The organism is Streptosporangium sp. NPDC050855, assembly GCF_044456585.1.
GTDB lineage: Bacteria > Actinomycetota > Actinomycetes > Streptosporangiales > Streptosporangiaceae > Streptosporangium > Streptosporangium longisporum.
This window is the reverse complement of the sequence record NZ_JBITFY010000018.1, coordinates 45,914-62,118: the sequence shown is the minus strand read 5'-3', so window position 1 is coordinate 62,118 and position 16,205 is coordinate 45,914. Positions and strand designations below refer to the sequence as shown.

11 protein-coding genes are annotated in these 16,205 nt (G+C 74.8%); 4 read left to right on the top strand and 7 right to left on the bottom strand.

Features of this window, described 5'->3' with window-relative positions:
* Positions 1–40 precede the first annotated feature (40 nt).
* Both ACIBCT_RS30540 and ACIBCT_RS30535 read left to right on the top strand, forming a co-directional pair.
* A complete protein-coding gene (locus ACIBCT_RS30540; RefSeq protein WP_399194427.1) occupies positions 41–2,251 on the top strand; it encodes a cytochrome P450 in 2,211 nt (736 codons plus the stop codon).
* Between the two features lie 52 nt (positions 2,252–2,303).
* Positions 2,304–2,786 (top strand): hypothetical protein, encoded by a 483-nt coding sequence (locus ACIBCT_RS30535; RefSeq protein ID WP_399194425.1) that lies wholly within the window; start codon positions 2,304–2,306, stop codon positions 2,784–2,786.
* Positions 2,787–2,899: 113 nt separating this feature from the next.
* Here the strand turns inward: ACIBCT_RS30535 and ACIBCT_RS30530 are convergent, their stop codons facing one another.
* The 4 genes from ACIBCT_RS30530 to selA all read right to left on the bottom strand — a co-directional run bounded on the left by ACIBCT_RS30530 (position 2,900) and on the right by selA (position 7,912).
* Positions 2,900–3,169, bottom strand: coding sequence for a hypothetical protein (locus tag ACIBCT_RS30530; protein WP_344907264.1), 270 nt, complete (start codon positions 3,167–3,169; stop codon positions 2,900–2,902).
* Positions 3,170–3,288: 119 nt separating this feature from the next.
* Positions 3,289–4,512: a formaldehyde dehydrogenase, glutathione-independent gene (gene fdhA, locus ACIBCT_RS30525; RefSeq protein WP_399194423.1), complete on the bottom strand. Its 1,224-nt coding sequence runs from the start codon at positions 4,510–4,512 to the stop codon at positions 3,289–3,291.
* A 284-nt stretch (positions 4,513–4,796) separates the two neighbouring features.
* Positions 4,797–6,623, bottom strand: coding sequence for a SelB C-terminal domain-containing protein (locus tag ACIBCT_RS30520; protein WP_399194421.1), 1,827 nt, complete (start codon positions 6,621–6,623; stop codon positions 4,797–4,799).
* Positions 6,623–7,912 carry an L-seryl-tRNA(Sec) selenium transferase gene (gene selA / locus ACIBCT_RS30515; RefSeq protein WP_399194419.1) on the bottom strand — a complete coding sequence of 430 codons (1,290 nt, stop codon included), beginning with the start codon at positions 7,910–7,912 and terminating at the stop codon, positions 6,623–6,625. Before selA ends, ACIBCT_RS30520 begins: the two co-directional genes overlap by 1 nt.
* Positions 7,913–8,128: 216 nt before the next feature.
* On the opposite strand from selA, the gene ACIBCT_RS30510 reads away from it, so the two are divergent.
* Together ACIBCT_RS30510 and ACIBCT_RS30505 are read left to right on the top strand one after the other, a co-directional pair.
* Complete coding sequence (locus tag ACIBCT_RS30510) at positions 8,129–8,956, top strand: NAD(P)H-binding protein (protein WP_399194417.1); 828 nt, start codon at positions 8,129–8,131, stop codon at positions 8,954–8,956.
* 323 nt (positions 8,957–9,279) lie between these two features.
* Positions 9,280–9,780 (top strand): TIGR03618 family F420-dependent PPOX class oxidoreductase, encoded by a 501-nt coding sequence (locus tag ACIBCT_RS30505; protein WP_399194415.1) that lies wholly within the window; start codon positions 9,280–9,282, stop codon positions 9,778–9,780.
* 102 nt (positions 9,781–9,882) lie between these two features.
* Here the strand turns inward: ACIBCT_RS30505 and ACIBCT_RS30500 are convergent, their stop codons facing one another.
* From ACIBCT_RS30500 to ACIBCT_RS30490, 3 genes are read right to left on the bottom strand one after another with little or no spacing between them, the layout of a single operon-like run.
* Complete coding sequence (locus tag ACIBCT_RS30500; RefSeq protein WP_399194413.1) at positions 9,883–11,127, bottom strand: MFS transporter; 1,245 nt, start codon at positions 11,125–11,127, stop codon at positions 9,883–9,885.
* Between the two features lie 8 nt (positions 11,128–11,135).
* Positions 11,136–12,509, bottom strand: a complete 1,374-nt coding sequence (locus ACIBCT_RS30495) for a serine hydrolase domain-containing protein (protein ID WP_399194411.1) — start codon at positions 12,507–12,509, stop codon at positions 11,136–11,138.
* Between the two features lie 2 nt (positions 12,510–12,511).
* Positions 12,512–16,108 (bottom strand): amino acid adenylation domain-containing protein, encoded by a 3,597-nt coding sequence (locus ACIBCT_RS30490; RefSeq protein WP_399194409.1) that lies wholly within the window; start codon positions 16,106–16,108, stop codon positions 12,512–12,514.
* Between the last annotated feature and the right edge of the window lie 97 nt (positions 16,109–16,205).

Here is a 16,205-nt window from a genome sequence, read left to right as displayed (position 1 = left end):
ACACCGCGCATCGTTCGTATGGATATGGGGCCTGTGCGCCATGACCCAGCAGACTGAGTTCGACCACCACTCCGCGGCCTGCACCGCCGATCCGGTCGACTACTACCGGTCCTTCCGCGAACAGTGCCCGGTCGGCAGGACCGAGGCCCACGGCGGATTCGTCTACACCACCCGTTACGCCGACGTGGCCAGGATCGCCCGCGACGACGACACCTTCTCCTCCTCCCGGGCCTCCTCGGGCGTCGACCGGGTCGCGATCGTCATCCCCAGCGGCCCCGGCCTGGAGCAGTACCCGATCGAGCTGGACCCTCCGGAGTCCACCGGGTACCGCGACCTGATCAACCCGCTGCTCACCCCGGACGCCGTCGAGTCGCTCCGGCCGATGATCGCCCGTCACGCGACGCGCGTCGTCGACGCGTTCATCGAGCACGGCTCGGCCGACCTCGTCCGCGACCTGACCAACCCGCTGCCCGCGGCGGTCACCCTGGACTGGCTGGGCTTCCCCGAACAGGACTGGGCCCGGCTGGCGGGCCCGATCCACGACATCTTCGCCGCGCCCGCCGACAGCGACCGGGCCCGCCGGGGCGCCGAGGGCCTGGCCTACATGGAACGGCGGATCCGCGAGATCATCCGGGAGCGCCGGGCCGAGCCCACCTCGGACGCGACCAGCGTCCTGGCCGCGCAGACCGGCCCCGACGGCCTCCCGTACGGCGAGGACGAGCTGGTCTCGGTGATCGGGCTGCTCATCGCGGGCGGCGTGGACACCACCACCTCGCTGACCGGCTCGGTGCTGGTGCACCTGAGCCGCCACCCCGGCCAGCTCCGGCGCCTGATCGACTCGCCCGACCTGCTCGACTCGGCGACCGAGGAGTTCCTGCGGGCGTTCGCCCCCTCGCAGTCCATGGCGCGCACCGCGCGCGCCGACACCGAGATCGGCGGCTGCCCGGTACGGGCCGGTGAGCGCGTGCTGATCCCGTGGGTGGCCGCCAACCACGACCCGGCCGTCTTCCCCGACCCGGCCGAGGTGCGCCTGGACCGGGACGCCGCCCGGCACCTGAGCTTCGGCATCGGCACGCACCGCTGCGCCGGGGCGCACCTGGCGCGCGCCATGTTCCGCGAGATGATCACCCAGGTGCTGACCCGGCTGCCCGGTTTCCGGGTCCTGGAGGAGGGGCTCGTCGCCTATCCCACCCGGGGCAACCAGTCCGGCTGGGACGCGATCCCCGCCGTCTTCCCGCCGGGGCCCCGGCTCGGCTCCGGCACACGGTCCGCGGCGTCGCCCTTCGGGCAGGCCCTCTCCTTCGAGGTCGTCGTCGCCGGGGCCGAACCGGTCGCCGACGGCGTGCTGGCGCTGACCCTGACCAGGGCCGGCGGCGGGGACCTGCCCTCCTGGGAGCCCGGCGCGCACCTGGAGTTCCGGCTGCCCTCGGGACGCGTCCGGCAGTACTCCCTGTGCGGGGACCCGGCCGAACGGGACCGCTACCGGGTGGCGGTGCTGCGCGAGGAGAACGGCCGGGGCGGTTCCGCCGAGGTGCACGAGATCGCCCGCGAGGGCGTCGTCGTCGGCGTGCGGGGACCGCGCAACCACTTCCCGCTGGTGCCCGCCGACGACTACCTGTTCGTCGCCGGGGGCATCGGCGTCACGCCGATCCTGGCCATGGCGCGGGCCGTGGCCCGGCGGGGCGGCGCGTTCCGCGTCCTGTACGGCGGGCGCTCCCGCGCCACCATGGCCTTCCGCGACGAGCTGGCCGGGTACGCGGGCGGGAACGCCGAGCTGGTCCCCCAGGACGAGTTCGGCCTGCCCGACCTGGACGCCCTCCTGGGCTCGGCGGGCCCGTCCACCGCGATCTACTGCTGCGGCCCGGCCGGGATGATCGAGGCGGTCGAGCGGGTCTGCGAGCGGCTGGGCGTCTCGGACCGGCTGCACGTGGAGCGCTTCGGCGCCGGGGACGACCTGGAGGCGGTCTTCGACCCGGCGGCCAACGCCGCCTTCGACGTGCATCTGGCCCGGACCGGCAGGACCGTGCGGGTCCGGCCCGACCAGCGGCTCATCGAGGCGGTCCGCGAGGCCGTCCCGGGTCTGTCGTACGACTGCGAGAAGGGGTACTGCGGGGCGTGCGAGACGCGGGTGCTCGCGGGCACCCCCGAGCACCGCGACTCGCTGCTCACCGCCGAGGAGCGGGAGGCCGGGCGGACGATGATGATCTGCGTCGGCCGCTCCTGCTCACCGCGCCTGGTCCTGGACCTGTGAGAGGCCGGTCCGCGATCTGTACGCCCGGCAGGAGACGTCATACGATGCCGCCATGCCGAATCTGGGACCGATCGAGCTCCTGCTCCTCCTCCTGATCGTCGCGATCTGCGTCGGCCTGGTGATGACCCTCAGGAGGGGGTCGCGCGGGTCCTCCGGGGCGCCGACGCCGTCGGCGAAGGCGGCACCGGCCCCGGCGGACCTGCGCGAGCTGGTCACCCGGCTGACCCGCCAGGGGAAGAAGATCGAGGCGATCAGGGAGCTGCGCCGGCACACCTCCCTCGGCCTGGCCGAGGCCAAGGCGGTCGCCGACGCGGTGGACGCGGGGCACGACATGTGGGGTCATCCCCTAATGGCCCGGTTCCGGCCGGTGAACCCCATGGTCACGCCCGCCGCCGGCGCGAACGGGGCCGGTGACCTGGCGAGCCGGGTGCGCGCGCTCAAGGCCGCCGGACGCGCCGAGCAGGCGGTCCACCTGGTACGCGGCGAGACCGGCATGGGCGAGCGCGAGGCCGTGCTGTTCGTCGAGGCGATCTGAGGCCGGGCCTCCGCAGAACGAGCGAGGCCGTCGTCCGGAGACGAGCGAGGCCGTCGCCCGGCGTCCGTCGTGGGGACGGAGGCGGACGACGGCCCCGGTGGGCCCACGGTCGTTCAGTCGTTCAGCGGCTCGACGTAGCGGCCGTCGAGGTGGAGCGTGCTCCGGACGGCGAGGCCGCTGTAGGAGTACTCGACCCCCACCAGCGCCACGTGCTCGCCCACCTTGAACTCCAGGGACTTCTTGCTCATCAGCAGGCGACTCTCCTCCACGACCTGGCCGTCGAGCTTCACCACGATCTTGCCGGTCATGGTGCTGTGCTCGACCTCGATGTCGCGTTCCTGCCCATCGACGTCCAGCCGCCAGACGTTGCTCGCCTCACTCATGCTCGCTCCCTGTTCTCGCTCGATTACGGTCATGACCGCGACCTGCTTTTGAACAGGCTCTTACCATTTTTGCGGCGTATATACCTTCGATCAGGCGGAGCGTCTCCGCGGCGGGCCGGTCAGGCGGCCGTGCCGAGCATCCCGTTCGGGTCGAGGACGAACTTGGACGCCGCGCCCTGGTCGAAGTCCTCGTACCCCTTGGGCGCCTGCTCCAGCGGGATCGGCACGGCGTTGACCGCCTTGGCGATCTGCACCCTGTCGTGCAGGATCGCCTGCATCAGCCACCGGTTGTAGCGCATGACCGGGGTCTGGCCGGTGGTGAAGGAGAGCGACTTGGCCCAGCCCAGGCCGAGCCGCAGGGAGAGCGACCCCTGCTTGGACGCCTCGTCGTGGGCCCCGGGGTCGCCGGTCACGTACAGGCCGGGAATGCCGAGCGCCCCGCCGGCGCGGGTGACCTGCATGAGCGAGTTGAGCACCGCGGCGGGCTGCTCCTCGCCGGATCCGGCGCCGTGACCGCGCGCCTCGAAACCGACGGCGTCGACGGCGCAGTCGACCTCCGGCTCGCCGAGGATCTGCTCGATCTGGTCCTGGGGCTCCCCCTGGGACACGTCCACGGTCTCGCAGCCGAAGCTGCGGGCCTGCTCCAGGCGCTCCTTGTTCAGGTCACCGACGATCACCGCGGCGGCCCCCAGCAGGAACGCCGAGACGGCCGCGGCCAGCCCGACCGGTCCGGCACCCGCGATGTAGACGGTCGATCCCGGCTTCACCCCGGCGGTGACACAGCCGTGGAAACCGGTCGGGAAGATGTCGGTGAGCATGGTCAGATCGAGGATCTTCTCCATCGCCCGGTCCCGGTCGGGGAACTTCAGCAGGTTCCAGTCGGCGTAGGGCACCAGGACGTACTGGGCCTGCCCGCCGACCCAGCCGCCCATGTCGACGTAGCCGTACGCCGAGCCGGGCCGGTCGGGGTTGACGTTCTCGCAGATCCCGGTCTTGCCCTCCTTGCAGTTGCGGCAGCGGCCGCAGGCGATGTTGAAGGGCACCGAGACGAGATCGCCCACCGAGACGAACTCCACCCCCGGGCCGACCTCGACGACCTCGCCGGTGATCTCGTGGCCGAGGATCAGCCCGTGCGGCGCGGTGGTGCGGCCCCGGACCATGTGCTGGTCGCTGCCGCAGATGTTCGTCGCGACCGTCTTGACGATCGCGCCGTGCGGGACCTTGCGTCCCACGTTGGCCGGGTTCACCCCGGGCCCGTCCTTGAGCTCGAACTCCGGGTAGTCGATGGTCTCCACCGTCACCTTGCCCGGCCCCTGGTACGAGACGGCCCTGTTGCTCGGCATGACGTCCTCCCTTTCCCTCGTGGTGCCCTTCCGTGCGCGGTCGCTGCCTGCGGGGGTGGGAGGGGGGTCGTGACGACCGGGTGTTCGAGCCGGAACGATCGGTTCTCCAGGCGTGGCGCTCCACGCAGGTTCTTCCCGTTCTCTCCTTTTTCCACCATATACCTGGGGGTCCTCCTGAACCGTCCGGCTCTCAGGAGGTCCGGCACCGCCGGTGGACGCCGCCGGACCACCCGGTTCCCAGAGGGTCCGGCACCGCCGGTGGACGCCGTCGAGCCACCCGGTTCTCAGGAGGTCCGGCACCGCCGGTGGACGCCGTCGAGCCGCTCGGTGAACCCTCCCCGGTCGAGGTGTTCCAGGAGCGGCACCGCGACCCTGCGGCTGGTGCCGAGGGCCTGCCTGGCCTGGCTGACCGTGAACGGCTGCGGCAGCCGGGCGAGCACCCGGGCCGCCAGGGCGTCCGCGCCGGGCAGCAGCACGATCCCCTCGGCCACCCGCAGCAGCGCCCCCGCCCGTACGGCCGCCGCCACCTCGCGGGGGCCCAGCCCCAGCGCGGCCAGGCGGTCCGCCTCCGGTGCCTGGAAGGGACGGGCGGCCAGGTCGGCGCCGAGCCGTCCGACGGCGCGGGCGACCGGCGCGGGCAGCCCGCTCCGCCCGGTCACGATCCTGCCCTCGGCCAGGGTGAGCGGCGGCCGGACCAGCGCCGCGACCAGCCGCCGTTCGGGCAGGCCGAGCTCGTGGCGGGCCGCCTCCACCGGCATCCCGGGCTCCAGCGGATGATCGGCCGCGTACCGCCGCACCGTCTCGGGCAGCCGCTTCCCCAGCCCCGACCAGTACTCCGGATCGGCGTGCCAGTCGGCGCAGACCGGTCCGGTGCCAGGGACGCGTCCCAGGGCGCGCAGCTCACCGGCGCGCAGCAGCAGGTGGGTACGGAGCAGCGAGGCCGCGTCCGGGGCGGCCCCGGCCAGCTCGGCCGCCCGCTCCCGGGCCGCGCCCCGGCGGCGCAGCTCGGGCGGACGGGGGTCGAGCACGCGGGCCCCGGCCAGCACCCGCACCTCACCGCGGCTGCGGCCGGGATCGCGCAGCAGCAGCACGTCGCCCGCGTGCAGGGGCAGCGGCCGGGCCAGCCGGAGCCGGGCGATCCGCCCGCCGAGCGGCCGTACGGTGCAGACGACCGAGGCGGAGCCGAGATGCGCGGTCAGCCGCCCCGGCAGGTCCGCGGCCCCCCACCCCTCGCCGTGGCGGGCGGCGGCGCCCTCCCCCGGGCGCCCCGCCGGTTCCCCCTCGGAAGGGACGGCGCGCCCGGCCGGGCTCAGCCGCACGTCGACCAGGTCGGTGCGGGTCCACGCGCCCGGGGTGACCAGGGCCGTGCCGCGCTCGGCGGGACCCTGGAGGCGCAGGTTGAGCGCGACCCTGGCCACGCCGTTCACCGAGGTCACCGGCTCCTTGAGGCACTCCAGCGCCCGGACGCGCGCGGGGACGTCGCCGAGGAGCAGCTCGTCCCCCGCGGCGACGGTGCCCGCGGGCAGCGTGCCGGTCACCACCGTCCCGCTGCCGCGCACGGTGAACGCGCGGTCGATCCAGAGCCGTACCGGCGCGGCGGGGTCGGCCGGGGGCAGGGCCGCCACCAGCCGGTCCAGCGCCCGGCGCAGCTCGTCGAGCCCCTGCCCGGTACGGCCGCTCACGGCCAGCGTCTCGACCCCGGCCAGACCGCCCGCGGCCAGCCGGTCCCGTGCCGTACGGGCGGCGGGGGCGGGATCGGCGAGGTCGGCGCGGGTCACCACGAGCAGGCCGTGCCGCACGCCCAGCGCCTCCAGCGCCACCAGGTGCTCCTCCGACTGCGGCATCCACCCGCCGTCCGCCGCGACCACGAACATGACCGCGGGGGCCGGACCGGCCCCGGCCAGCATGGTGGCCAGGAAGCGCTCGTGGCCGGGCACGTCGACGAAGGCCAGCCGCTCCCCCGAGGGCAGCGTCGTCCAGGCGTGGCCGAGCTCGATGGTCAGGCCCCGCCGCCGTTCCTCCTCCAGGCGGTCGGGCTCCATCCCGGTCAGCGCCCGTACCAGCGTGGACTTGCCGTGGTCGACGTGGCCGGCGGTGGCGACGACGTGCATCAGAGATCCGCCCCCAGGACCGCCCGCACCACGTCGCCGTCGGTCCCGGCGGGCACGCCGCGCAGGTCCAGCAGGAGGCGGTGCCCCTCCACCCGGCCCACGACCGCGGGGTCCCCGGTCCGCAATGGTCCGGCGAACCGCTCGGGCAGGCTGACCGCGGCGCTCGGCAGCGTCACCCCGGGTGCCCCGCCGCCGCCCACCGCGGCCTCGCTGGGCACGGCGCGAGCGTCGATCCCGGCCTCGGCCAGCCTGCGGGCGAGCGCGGCGGCGCGCTCGCCCAGCACCGCGGGATCGGCGTGCAGCGCCTGGGCGACCGGGGGTTCGGGGCCGCGCAGGGTGGCCTCCAGCGCGGCCAGCGTCAGCTTGTCCACCCGGAGCGCGCGGGCGAGGGGGTGTCTCCTGCACGTCTCGACCAGGTCGCGGCGGCCCAGCAGCAGCCCGGCCTGCGGGCCGCCGAGCAGCTTGTCGCCGCTGGCCGTGACCAGCGCGGCCCCGGCCTCCAGGGCGCTCGCCGCGTCGGGTTCGTCGGGCAGCAGCGGCTCGCGCGCGAGCAGGCCGGAGCCGATGTCGGCGACCACGGGCACGCCGAGCCCGGACAGCTCGGCGATCCCGGCCGAGCCGGTGAAGCCCTCGATCCGGAAGTTCGACGGGTGCACCTTGAGGACGAACCCGGTCTCGGGGCCCACGGCCGCGCGGTAGTCGGCGTAGGAGGTGCGGTTGGTGGTGCCCACCTCGCGCAGCCTGGCCCCGGTGGAGACGAGCAGGTCGGGGATGCGGAACCCGTCGCCGATCTCCACCAGCTCGCCCCTGCTGACCACGATCTCCCGTTCGGCGGCGAGCGCGGTGGCCACCAGGACGAGCGCGGCGGCGTTGTTGTTGACCACGTGCGCGTCCTCCGCGGCGGGCACGGCCCGGGCGAGCGCGTCCAGCGTGCCCCGTCCCCGGCGGGCGCGGACACCGGTGGCCAGGTCGAACTCCACGTCGGTGTGACCGGCCGCGGCCAGGGCCGCCGTCCGCGCGGCCTCCGACAGGGGCGCCCGGCCGAGGTTGGTGTGGACCAGCACCCCGGTCATGTTGATCACCGTCCGCAGGCTCGCCGGGTACGGCGGCAGCGCCGCCACGGCCGCGTCCGCCACCTCCCGCGGGTCGAGCCCGCCCTGCCGTACGCGCTGCTGGGCCAGCGTGACCGCCTCCTTGACGACGGCACGGCCGAGCCGCCCCACCGCCGCGACGAGCCGGGGGTCGGCGAGGACGGCATCGGTGCGCGGTACGAGCCTTCGTGAGTCCACCCCTCGAAAATAGAGCGGGGACGTACCGGAATCGAAGCCACCGGGCCGCGGGATCCGGCCCGGCCGGTTCCTCGGGCACACCGCCGGGACCGACGGTTCCGGGGGTCCACGACCGGCCGGCCCGATCTTCAGGGGTTTGGTCCGCTCACGACCAGGTATCTCCTCGACCTCATGGGTGTTCCCGGCATGGACCGGTGTCGAAAGGTCAGGCGTGTGATGAACGATCCTTCGCGTGTCCTCGTTCTGGGCGGGACCGGCAAGACCGGCAGCCGGGTCGCCTCCGCGCTGCGCCGCCGCGGCGCCGACCCCGCCGTGGCCTCGCGCCGGGGCCCGGTCCGCTTCGACTGGGCCGACCGCTCGACGTGGGGACCGGCCCTGGACGGCGTCGACGCCGTGTACGTGGTCGACTCCCAGGGGCCGGACGCGCCGGAGGAGGTCCGCGCGTTCGCGGATCTCGCCGCCGGCGCCGGGGTACGGCGCCTGGTCCTGCTCTCCTCCCGCACCCTCGGCGAGATGGGCGAGGACCTCCTCGCCACCGAGCGGGCCGTCAAGGAGTCCGGTGTGCGGTGGACGATCCTGCGCCCGACCTGGTTCGCCCAGAACTTCACCGAGCTGGACTTCATCGCCTCCCCGCTGGACGACACCGGCGAGCTGCGGCTGCCCACCGGCGACGGCCGGGAGGCGTTCATCGACCTGGAGGACCTCGCCGAGGTGGCGGCGGTGGCGCTGACCGGGGACGGGCACGCGGGGCGCACGTACGTCCTGTCCGGCCCGCGATCCCTCAGCTTCGCGGAGGCGGTCGGCGAGATCGCCCGCGCGTCGGGCCGTGCGCTGCGTTTCGTCCCGGTCGGCGAGGAGGAGTACCGTGCCGAGCTCGCCGCCACGGGACGCCCGGACGCCGTGGCCGAGGAGATGATCGCCGTTCTCCGCCATGTCCGCCTGGAGCGCGGCTGGGAGCCGACCGACGGGGTCCTGCGGGCGCTGGGCCGCCCGCCCCGTGACTTCGCCGACTACGTCGCCCGGACCGACTTCGGCACCGGCTGACCGGCGGACGCACAAAATAGTCTGCAACAAATTTATCTGCTACGGTCTCTTCTGTTCCCTTCCGGAGCGGGAGACGGTCACGGTGCGCACCGCGCCTTCCCCGACCCGACCCGACCCGGCCCGACCCGGCCCGGCCCGCACCGGCACCGGCACCGTCACCTCCCGGTCGCGCCGGCCGACGCCCACCGGCCCGGCCGCCGCGATGCCGACGACGGTCCCGGGGGGCGGCATCGCGACCGTGTCGATGCCGGAGGTCCGCTCCGGGACCGCCCGGCCGTCACACGCGGCCCGACGAGACACCGTGCAGACAGGAATCGATGAAGATGACCGAGCCGACCGCCACGAACGAGAACGACCAGGTCTCCGGCCCCGCGCCGCGGGCCCTGACCGACCAGGAACTGGTGAACCTGCTCGGCGAGCAGCAGTTCGGCGTGCTGGCGACCGTGGGGCGCAGCGGCCACCCCCACCTGTCCACCGTCCTCTACCACTGGGATCCCGACGAGCGGGTCGTACGGATCTCCACGACGAACGACCGCCTCAAGGCACGCCGGCTGCGCGACGATCCCCGTCTCGCCCTGCACGTGAACGGGCCGGACGTCTGGTCGTTCGCCGTCGCCGAGGGCGATGCGGAGGTGTCGGAGATGACGACCACGCCCGGGGACGCGATCGGCAGGGAGTTGCTGGCCCTCACCCCGGGCTTCGAGGACCCGGCGCAGGAGGCGGCGTTCCTCGGACAGGCGGTGAGGGAACGACGCGTGGTGATCAGGCTGCGGGTGTCACGCCTGTACGGCACCGCCCTGGACATTCCCACCGGGGACCGGTAGGGCGGGTGGTGGATCGCGCCCGTCCGGTGAGCCCCGGTGTGACGACCGTGCCCGGCACGTGTCCGGGCATGGCCCCCGTCTCGCCGCGTCCCGGGGGGCGGGTCAGGGTGCCGGGAACCGGCGCAGCGTCGGGCTGAGCACCGTACCCGCCGCGACGAGGGCCAGGCCGGCCGCGCAGACCAGCACGGCGGTCGAGCCGCCGGCCGTCATGAGGAGGCCGCCGACCATCGGGCCCAGTGCGGCGGCCCCGCCGGAGAACAGCCCGGCGATGCCGGAGAGACGGCCGCGCAGGTGGTCGGGGGTGACCGTGAGCTGGTAGGTGAGGACCGTGGTGTTCGCGACCGGGGCGAGGAACGCGGCCCCGCCGAGGAGCACCCCGAGGAGGATGCCGCTCGGCACGACCGCCATCAGCGCGGTCATCACGGCCGCGACGAGCGGGAAGCCGACGATGAAGAGGAACGGCGGGAGGGCCGCGTGCAGGCGGGCCGCGGATAGGGCTCCCAGCAGGCCGCCCGCGCCGATGCACGCCATCGTCAGGCCCACCTCACCCGGGCTCACCCCCTCCCCCGTCATCGCCAGGACGATGATGACGAGCGCGCCGAAGACGAGGTTGGACAGTCCCATCCACACCAGCGTCATCCTGATGACCCGGTGTCCCGCCACCCAGCGGAACCCCTCGGCGACACCGCTCCCGGTCACCCGTGCCCGAGGTGACCCCGCCGTGGCCGCCTGTCGCGGCAGGCGCAGGAACAGCAGCGTGACGAAGGAGGCCGCGAGCATGATCGCGTCAGCGCCGAAGGGCGCCGTGTGGTGCAGGGCGAACAGGAAGCCCGCCAGGGCCGGTCCGAGCAGGGTGGCGATGAAGGGCCGCGCGGTGTTGCGGGCGATCGCCAGCGGTAGCTGTGACTCGGGTACCACCTGCGGGAGCGCGGCCTGCTCGGCCGGCTGGAACACCGAGCTGAGGAACCCTTCGACGGCGGCGACCAGCAGGATGTGAGGGAAGCTGTACACGCCCATCAGCAGCGCCACGGCCACGCTGCCCATCGCGAGGGCACGGGCGCCGTGGCACAGCAGCATGACCTTCTTGCGGTCCCACCGGTCGGCGACCACCCCGGCCGGCACGTTCGCCACCATGTGGGCCGTCGCGAGCACCGACGAGACCAGGCCCATGTCCAGCGGTGAGCCCGACATGGCCAGGATGAGCAGCGGGAAGGAGACGAAGGTGATCTCGCTGCCCAGCTCGGAGAAGAGCTGGCCGGTCCACAGGATGTTGTAGTCCCGGTTGCGGGACAGGCGGACCGGCCCGCCTCCGCCCGCGCTCCCCTCCGGTGCCCGTACGCTCCCCATGGCGGACGTCACCCTCCCGCGCCGGAAGCGCCGGGGGCGACGGGAGCGCTGTCGCCGTCACGCGCCCGCCTGGCCAGCCGGCCGGCGACCTGGACGAGATCGACCTCCCCCGTCCCGGGGTCGCGCAGGAACCGGCCGGTGTAGGTGGTACGCCCCCCGGCGGGTTCCCGCATCGTGAAGCGCAGGCCCTCGAAGAGGGTCAGCTCGAACCGCTCCGCCGCGTTCGTCGTCAGGCCGAGCCCGCCGGCGCCGTCGGCGACGACCGTGAACTCCATCTCCCCGTTGACGTACCGGCCCGCGCACTCCGGCGGCCCCGGCGCCCGCGGCCCCGGGTCGGCGGGCCGCGACAGGCCGCGGCCTCCCACGGCCCGTCCCCCCGGGCGGAGCTCTTCCAGCAGGTCCTCCCAGAGCGCCGGTCCGGTGGCGGCGTTCGTGGTCAGCGCGACCACGGTCCCGCCGGCCTGCTCGAACCGCAGGTGGCAGGAGGTTCCCTCGCCCGTGCCGTCGTGTCCGAACCAGTCGGGCCCGGCGTCGCGGTATATCGCCCAGCCGAGCCCCCAGGAGTCGGCCATGCCGAACGGCCCGGCCGTCACGCCCGCGAGCTGGTCGCGGCGCATCTCACGGGCGGAGTCACGGTCGATCACCGCCTGGAACGAGGGGGCACCGAGGTGCATCCGCGCGAACGTGACCAGGTCGGCGGCGCCGAGGGCGAGCCCGGCGCTCGGCGCCGCCACCTTCGGCAGGGTCTGCCCGGTGACCGGCAGCATCCGGTCACGAGCCCGCTGCACGGTGTGCCCGGTCACCACCGGCCGGAATCCCGAGGGCGGGCCGACGACGAACGCGGGCGCGATGTCCAGCGGCTTCAGGATGATCGCCTCCGTCGCCTCCCACCAGCTCATCCCGGTGATCACCTCGACGAGGTGCCCGGCCAGGATGTAGCCGATGTTGGAGTAGGAGAAGAGGGTCCCCGGCGGGTGTACGGCATCGGACTCGCGGCAGTGCCGGGCCACCCACCGGCGCCGGACCTCGGAGTGGTCTCCGCCCTCGTCGATGTTGGAGGCCAGCCCGCCGGTGTGGCTGAGCAGCCGCCGCGCCGTCATCCTCCCGCCGCCCCCCACCTCGGGCACGTACTCGGCCAGCGGCGCGTCGAGGTCGATGTCCCCGCCGGCCGCCAGAGCCATCACCAGCGTCGCGGTGAAGGGCTTGGTGAGCGAACCGAGCGGGAAGGCCGACCGGCGGGTCACCGGCCCGCCGGTCCCACAGGTCTCCTCGCCGGTCTCGGCGGTCACGGTCTCGCCCGCGTGGTGCACGGCCAGCTGCGCCCCCGGTACGCGATGCTCGCGGGCCAGCCCGGCCAGCAGCGAGGGAAGGTGGACGTCCATGCTCACTCCCCTTCCGCGCGGCCGGCGGCCGGGTCGAGGTGCGCGGCGACGGCGCGCAGCGCGGCCAGGAGGTCCTCCGCCAGGCCCGCGACCGTGGCGCCGTCGTAGGCGCCCGCCGCGTGGCTCCAGTCGAACCTCAGCCTGCCGTCCGCCACCGAAGCGGTGATCTCCAGGGCGCGGGCACCCGGCGCGCCGGTGGGCGGCACCGCGCGGAACGAGCGGTAGAGGACGCTATCGCCCGGATCCGGCGGCTCGTGGAAGGCGAAGGCCACCCGTGGCCGGTTCCTCCCGGGCGGTTCCGGGGCCGGCGAGCCCGGCGGGGTGAGGTGGCGCAGCGCTCCGTAGCCGAGGCCGCCGCCCGGAACGGCGCGGAGACGCGCGCGGACGGCCCTGACGATCGCCGGCCAGTCGGCCGTCTCCTCGCCGGGCGCGCCGAGCACGGCGGGGAACGCGGTGGCGAACCGGCCGACGGTGCGGGAGAGGTCGGCCTCGTCGAAGATCTCCTCCCTGCCGTGGCCCTCCAGTTCGATCAGCACGCTGTCACCGCCCGTCCAGCGGCACAGCACCCGCACCAGCGCGCCGAGCAGCACGTCCCCGGTCCCGGCGCGGAACGCCGCGGGCGCCGCGCGCAGGAGCAGCCCGCTCTCGCGTTCCCCCAGGGAGACGGACACGCGCCCGGAAACGGCCGCGGCCGACGGCGCGGGAGCGGGCGGCGGTACGGTCTCGGGCAGCGTCGTCCAGTACGCCGCCTCCTCGGCGAATCCTCCCTCGGCGGCGTACCCGGCCAGCAGTCCGGCCCAGCGCCGGAAGGAGAAGGGCTCCGGCCCCGGGTCCGTCGGCGTCCCGGCCTCCCACCGCCGGTAGGCCCGCTCCAGGTCGTCGAGCAGGATGCGCCAGGAACGCGCGTCGACCGCCAGCGGGTGGACGGTGAGGCAGAGCCAGGGCCGTCTTCCCCGGCCGAGGTCGAGCAGCGAGGCCCGTAGCGGCGCCCCGTCCGGATCGAGGCCGCGGGCGGCCTCGCCGGCCGCGAACCGGTCCACGACCTCTTCCACGTCCGCGACCGCCCGCGCACCGGGGCTTCCGGCCTCCCGCGCGCCGGGTTTCCCCGCCTCCCGTGTCACGGGCCCCACGGCGCCGGACAGGTCGTACCGGCGTAGCGGGTCGCCGGTGGCCGCCGGTGGCGCGGCGTGCTGCTCCCAGGAGCCGTCCGCGTGCCCGAAGCGCGAGCGCAGCGCGTCGTGCCGTGCCACCAGCGCGGCCAGGGCCGCGCGCAGTCCCTCCTCGGTGGTGTCCTCGGCCAGTTCGACGAGCACGGGCCGGGCGAGGCGGTGCGGGGACGACCCGTACGTCTCGACGAACCCGCGCTGGGCGGGGGTCAGGGGCACCGGGCCGGGCGCACCCGGGCCGGCCGTCTCCACCGGTCCCGTCGCGCTCGCGAGGCGCGCCACGGTCTGGTTCAGGAACAGGTCCTTCGGCGAGACGCGCAGCCCGGCCCGCCTGGCCCGGTGGACGACCTGCATGCTCAGCAGCGAGTCGCCGCCGAGGTCGAAGAAGTTGTCCTCCACACCGATCCGGTCCGTCTCGACACCGAGGACCTCGGCCCAGATCCCGGTCAGCAGCAGCTCGGTCGCGTCACGCGGAGCGACGCGACCGGCGCCCGTGGCCGTGCCCTCGGGCGCGGGCAGCGCGTTCCTGTCCGCCTTCCCGCTCGGCGTCAGCGGGAGCTCGTCCAGCGGGACGAAGAAGGCGGGCACCATGTAACCGGGCAGGGATCGCCCGGTGTGCTCGCGCAGCTCGGCGGTGGTCGGCGCGGTGTCCCCGGCGGGCACCAGGTACGCCACCAGCCGTCGGTCGCCCGGCCTGTCCTCCCTGACCGTCACCACCGCGGACGCGACACCCGGGTGGGCGAGCAGGACGCTCTCGATCTCCCCGGGCTCGATCCGGAACCCCCGGATCTTCACCTGGTCGTCGACCCTGCCCACGTACACGAGCACGCCGTCGGCCCGCCACCGGACCACGTCGCCCGTACGGTACATGCGCGCGCCGGCGGGGCCGAACGGGTCGGCCACGAACCGCTCCGCGGTCAGTGCGGGACGGCCCAGGTAGCCGCGGGCCACGCCGTCCCCCGCGATGTACAGCTCCCCCGGGACGCCGGGGGGCACCGGCTGGCAGAAGCGGTCCAGCACGTACACCCTGGTGTTGGCGATCGGCACGCCGATGGGGGGCGCCACCGCGTCTGCGGCCTCCACCATCGCCGCGGTGGACCAGATCGTGGTCTCCGTCGGCCCGTACAGGTTGGTCACCGACCGCGCCGCCTCCGCCAGCGTTCCCGCCAGGTCCGCCGGCAGCGCCTCGCCGCCGACGAGGACGCGCACGCCCGCGAGGACCTGACGGGCCTCCTCGGCGACCGCCCGCCACAGGCTGGGCGTGGCCTGTACGACCGTCACCGACTCCTCGGCGACGACCCGCCGCAGCCGCCGCGGGTCGTGGACCAGTTCGCGCCCGGCCAGGACCACGGCCGCGCCGCTGATCAGCGGCACGAACAACTCCAGGCCCGCGATGTCGAACCCGACCGTCGTCATCGCCAGCAGGCGGTCGCGGGAACCGAGGCCGAACCGGTCCCGCATGTCCACCAGGAAGTTGCGCAGGTTGCCCCGGGAGACCACCACGCCCTTGGGCCTGCCGGTGGAGCCGGAGGTGTAGATGGTGTAGGCCGCGCTGTCCGAGTGGAACTCGGGGTGGGACCCGCCGTCCCGGCCGGCGGGGCAGGCGTCCAGCGCGGCGAGGACCTCGGGGTCGTCGAGGGAGATCCGGGGCACCGCCTCGAAGACGTCCGCCAGCGCCTCGGCCTGCGCCCCGCCGGTCAGCAGCAGCGCCGGGGCGGCGTCACCGAGCACGAACGCCACGCGCTCACGCGGGTGCTCGAGGTCCAGCGGCAGGTAGGCCGCGCCCGTCTTGAGCACCGCGAGCATCGCCACCACCAGGTCCGCCGTCCGGGGGAACGCCAGGCCCACCAGGGTCTCGGGGCCGGCACCGCGCGAGCGCAGGTGACGGGCGAGCCGGTCGGCGCGCCCGTCCAGATCCGCGTACGTGAGCGTGACGTCCTCGCAGACCAGCGCGGTCGCGTCCGGGGTGGCCGCGGCCTGGTCCTCGAAGAGCCGGGACGGGCCGGCGGGAGGCAGGTCGCGGCCGGTGTCGTTCCACTTCACCAGCGACCGCTCGCGCTCGGCGCTGGTCAGCAGGCGCACCTCCGACAGCCGGCGTCCGGGGTCGGCCGCGACGGCGCCGAGGAGCATCGTCAGGTGCCTGGTCATGCGCTCGATCGTGGTCTCGTCGAACAGGGCCGTGCTGTAGGCGACGGCCACGGTCAGCGCGCCCCGGTGCTCGTAGAAGTTCACGATCAGGTCGTGGCTGACCTCGCCGCTCGTGACGGGCAGCGCCTCGACACGGATTCCCGGCAGGTCCATGTCCCGCGCCGGGGTGTTCTCCAGCACCACCATGACCTCGACCAGGGGGGTGCGGCTGGGGTCCCGCTCGGGCCGCAGGGCCTCCACGAGCCGCTCGAACGGGACGTCGTCGTGGGTGAACGCCTCCAGCACCGTCGCGGGGGGGGGGGGGGGGGGGGGGGGGGGGGGGGGGGGGGGGGGCCCCCCCCGCCCCCCCCCCCCCCCCCCCCCCCCCCCCCCCCCGTCACCC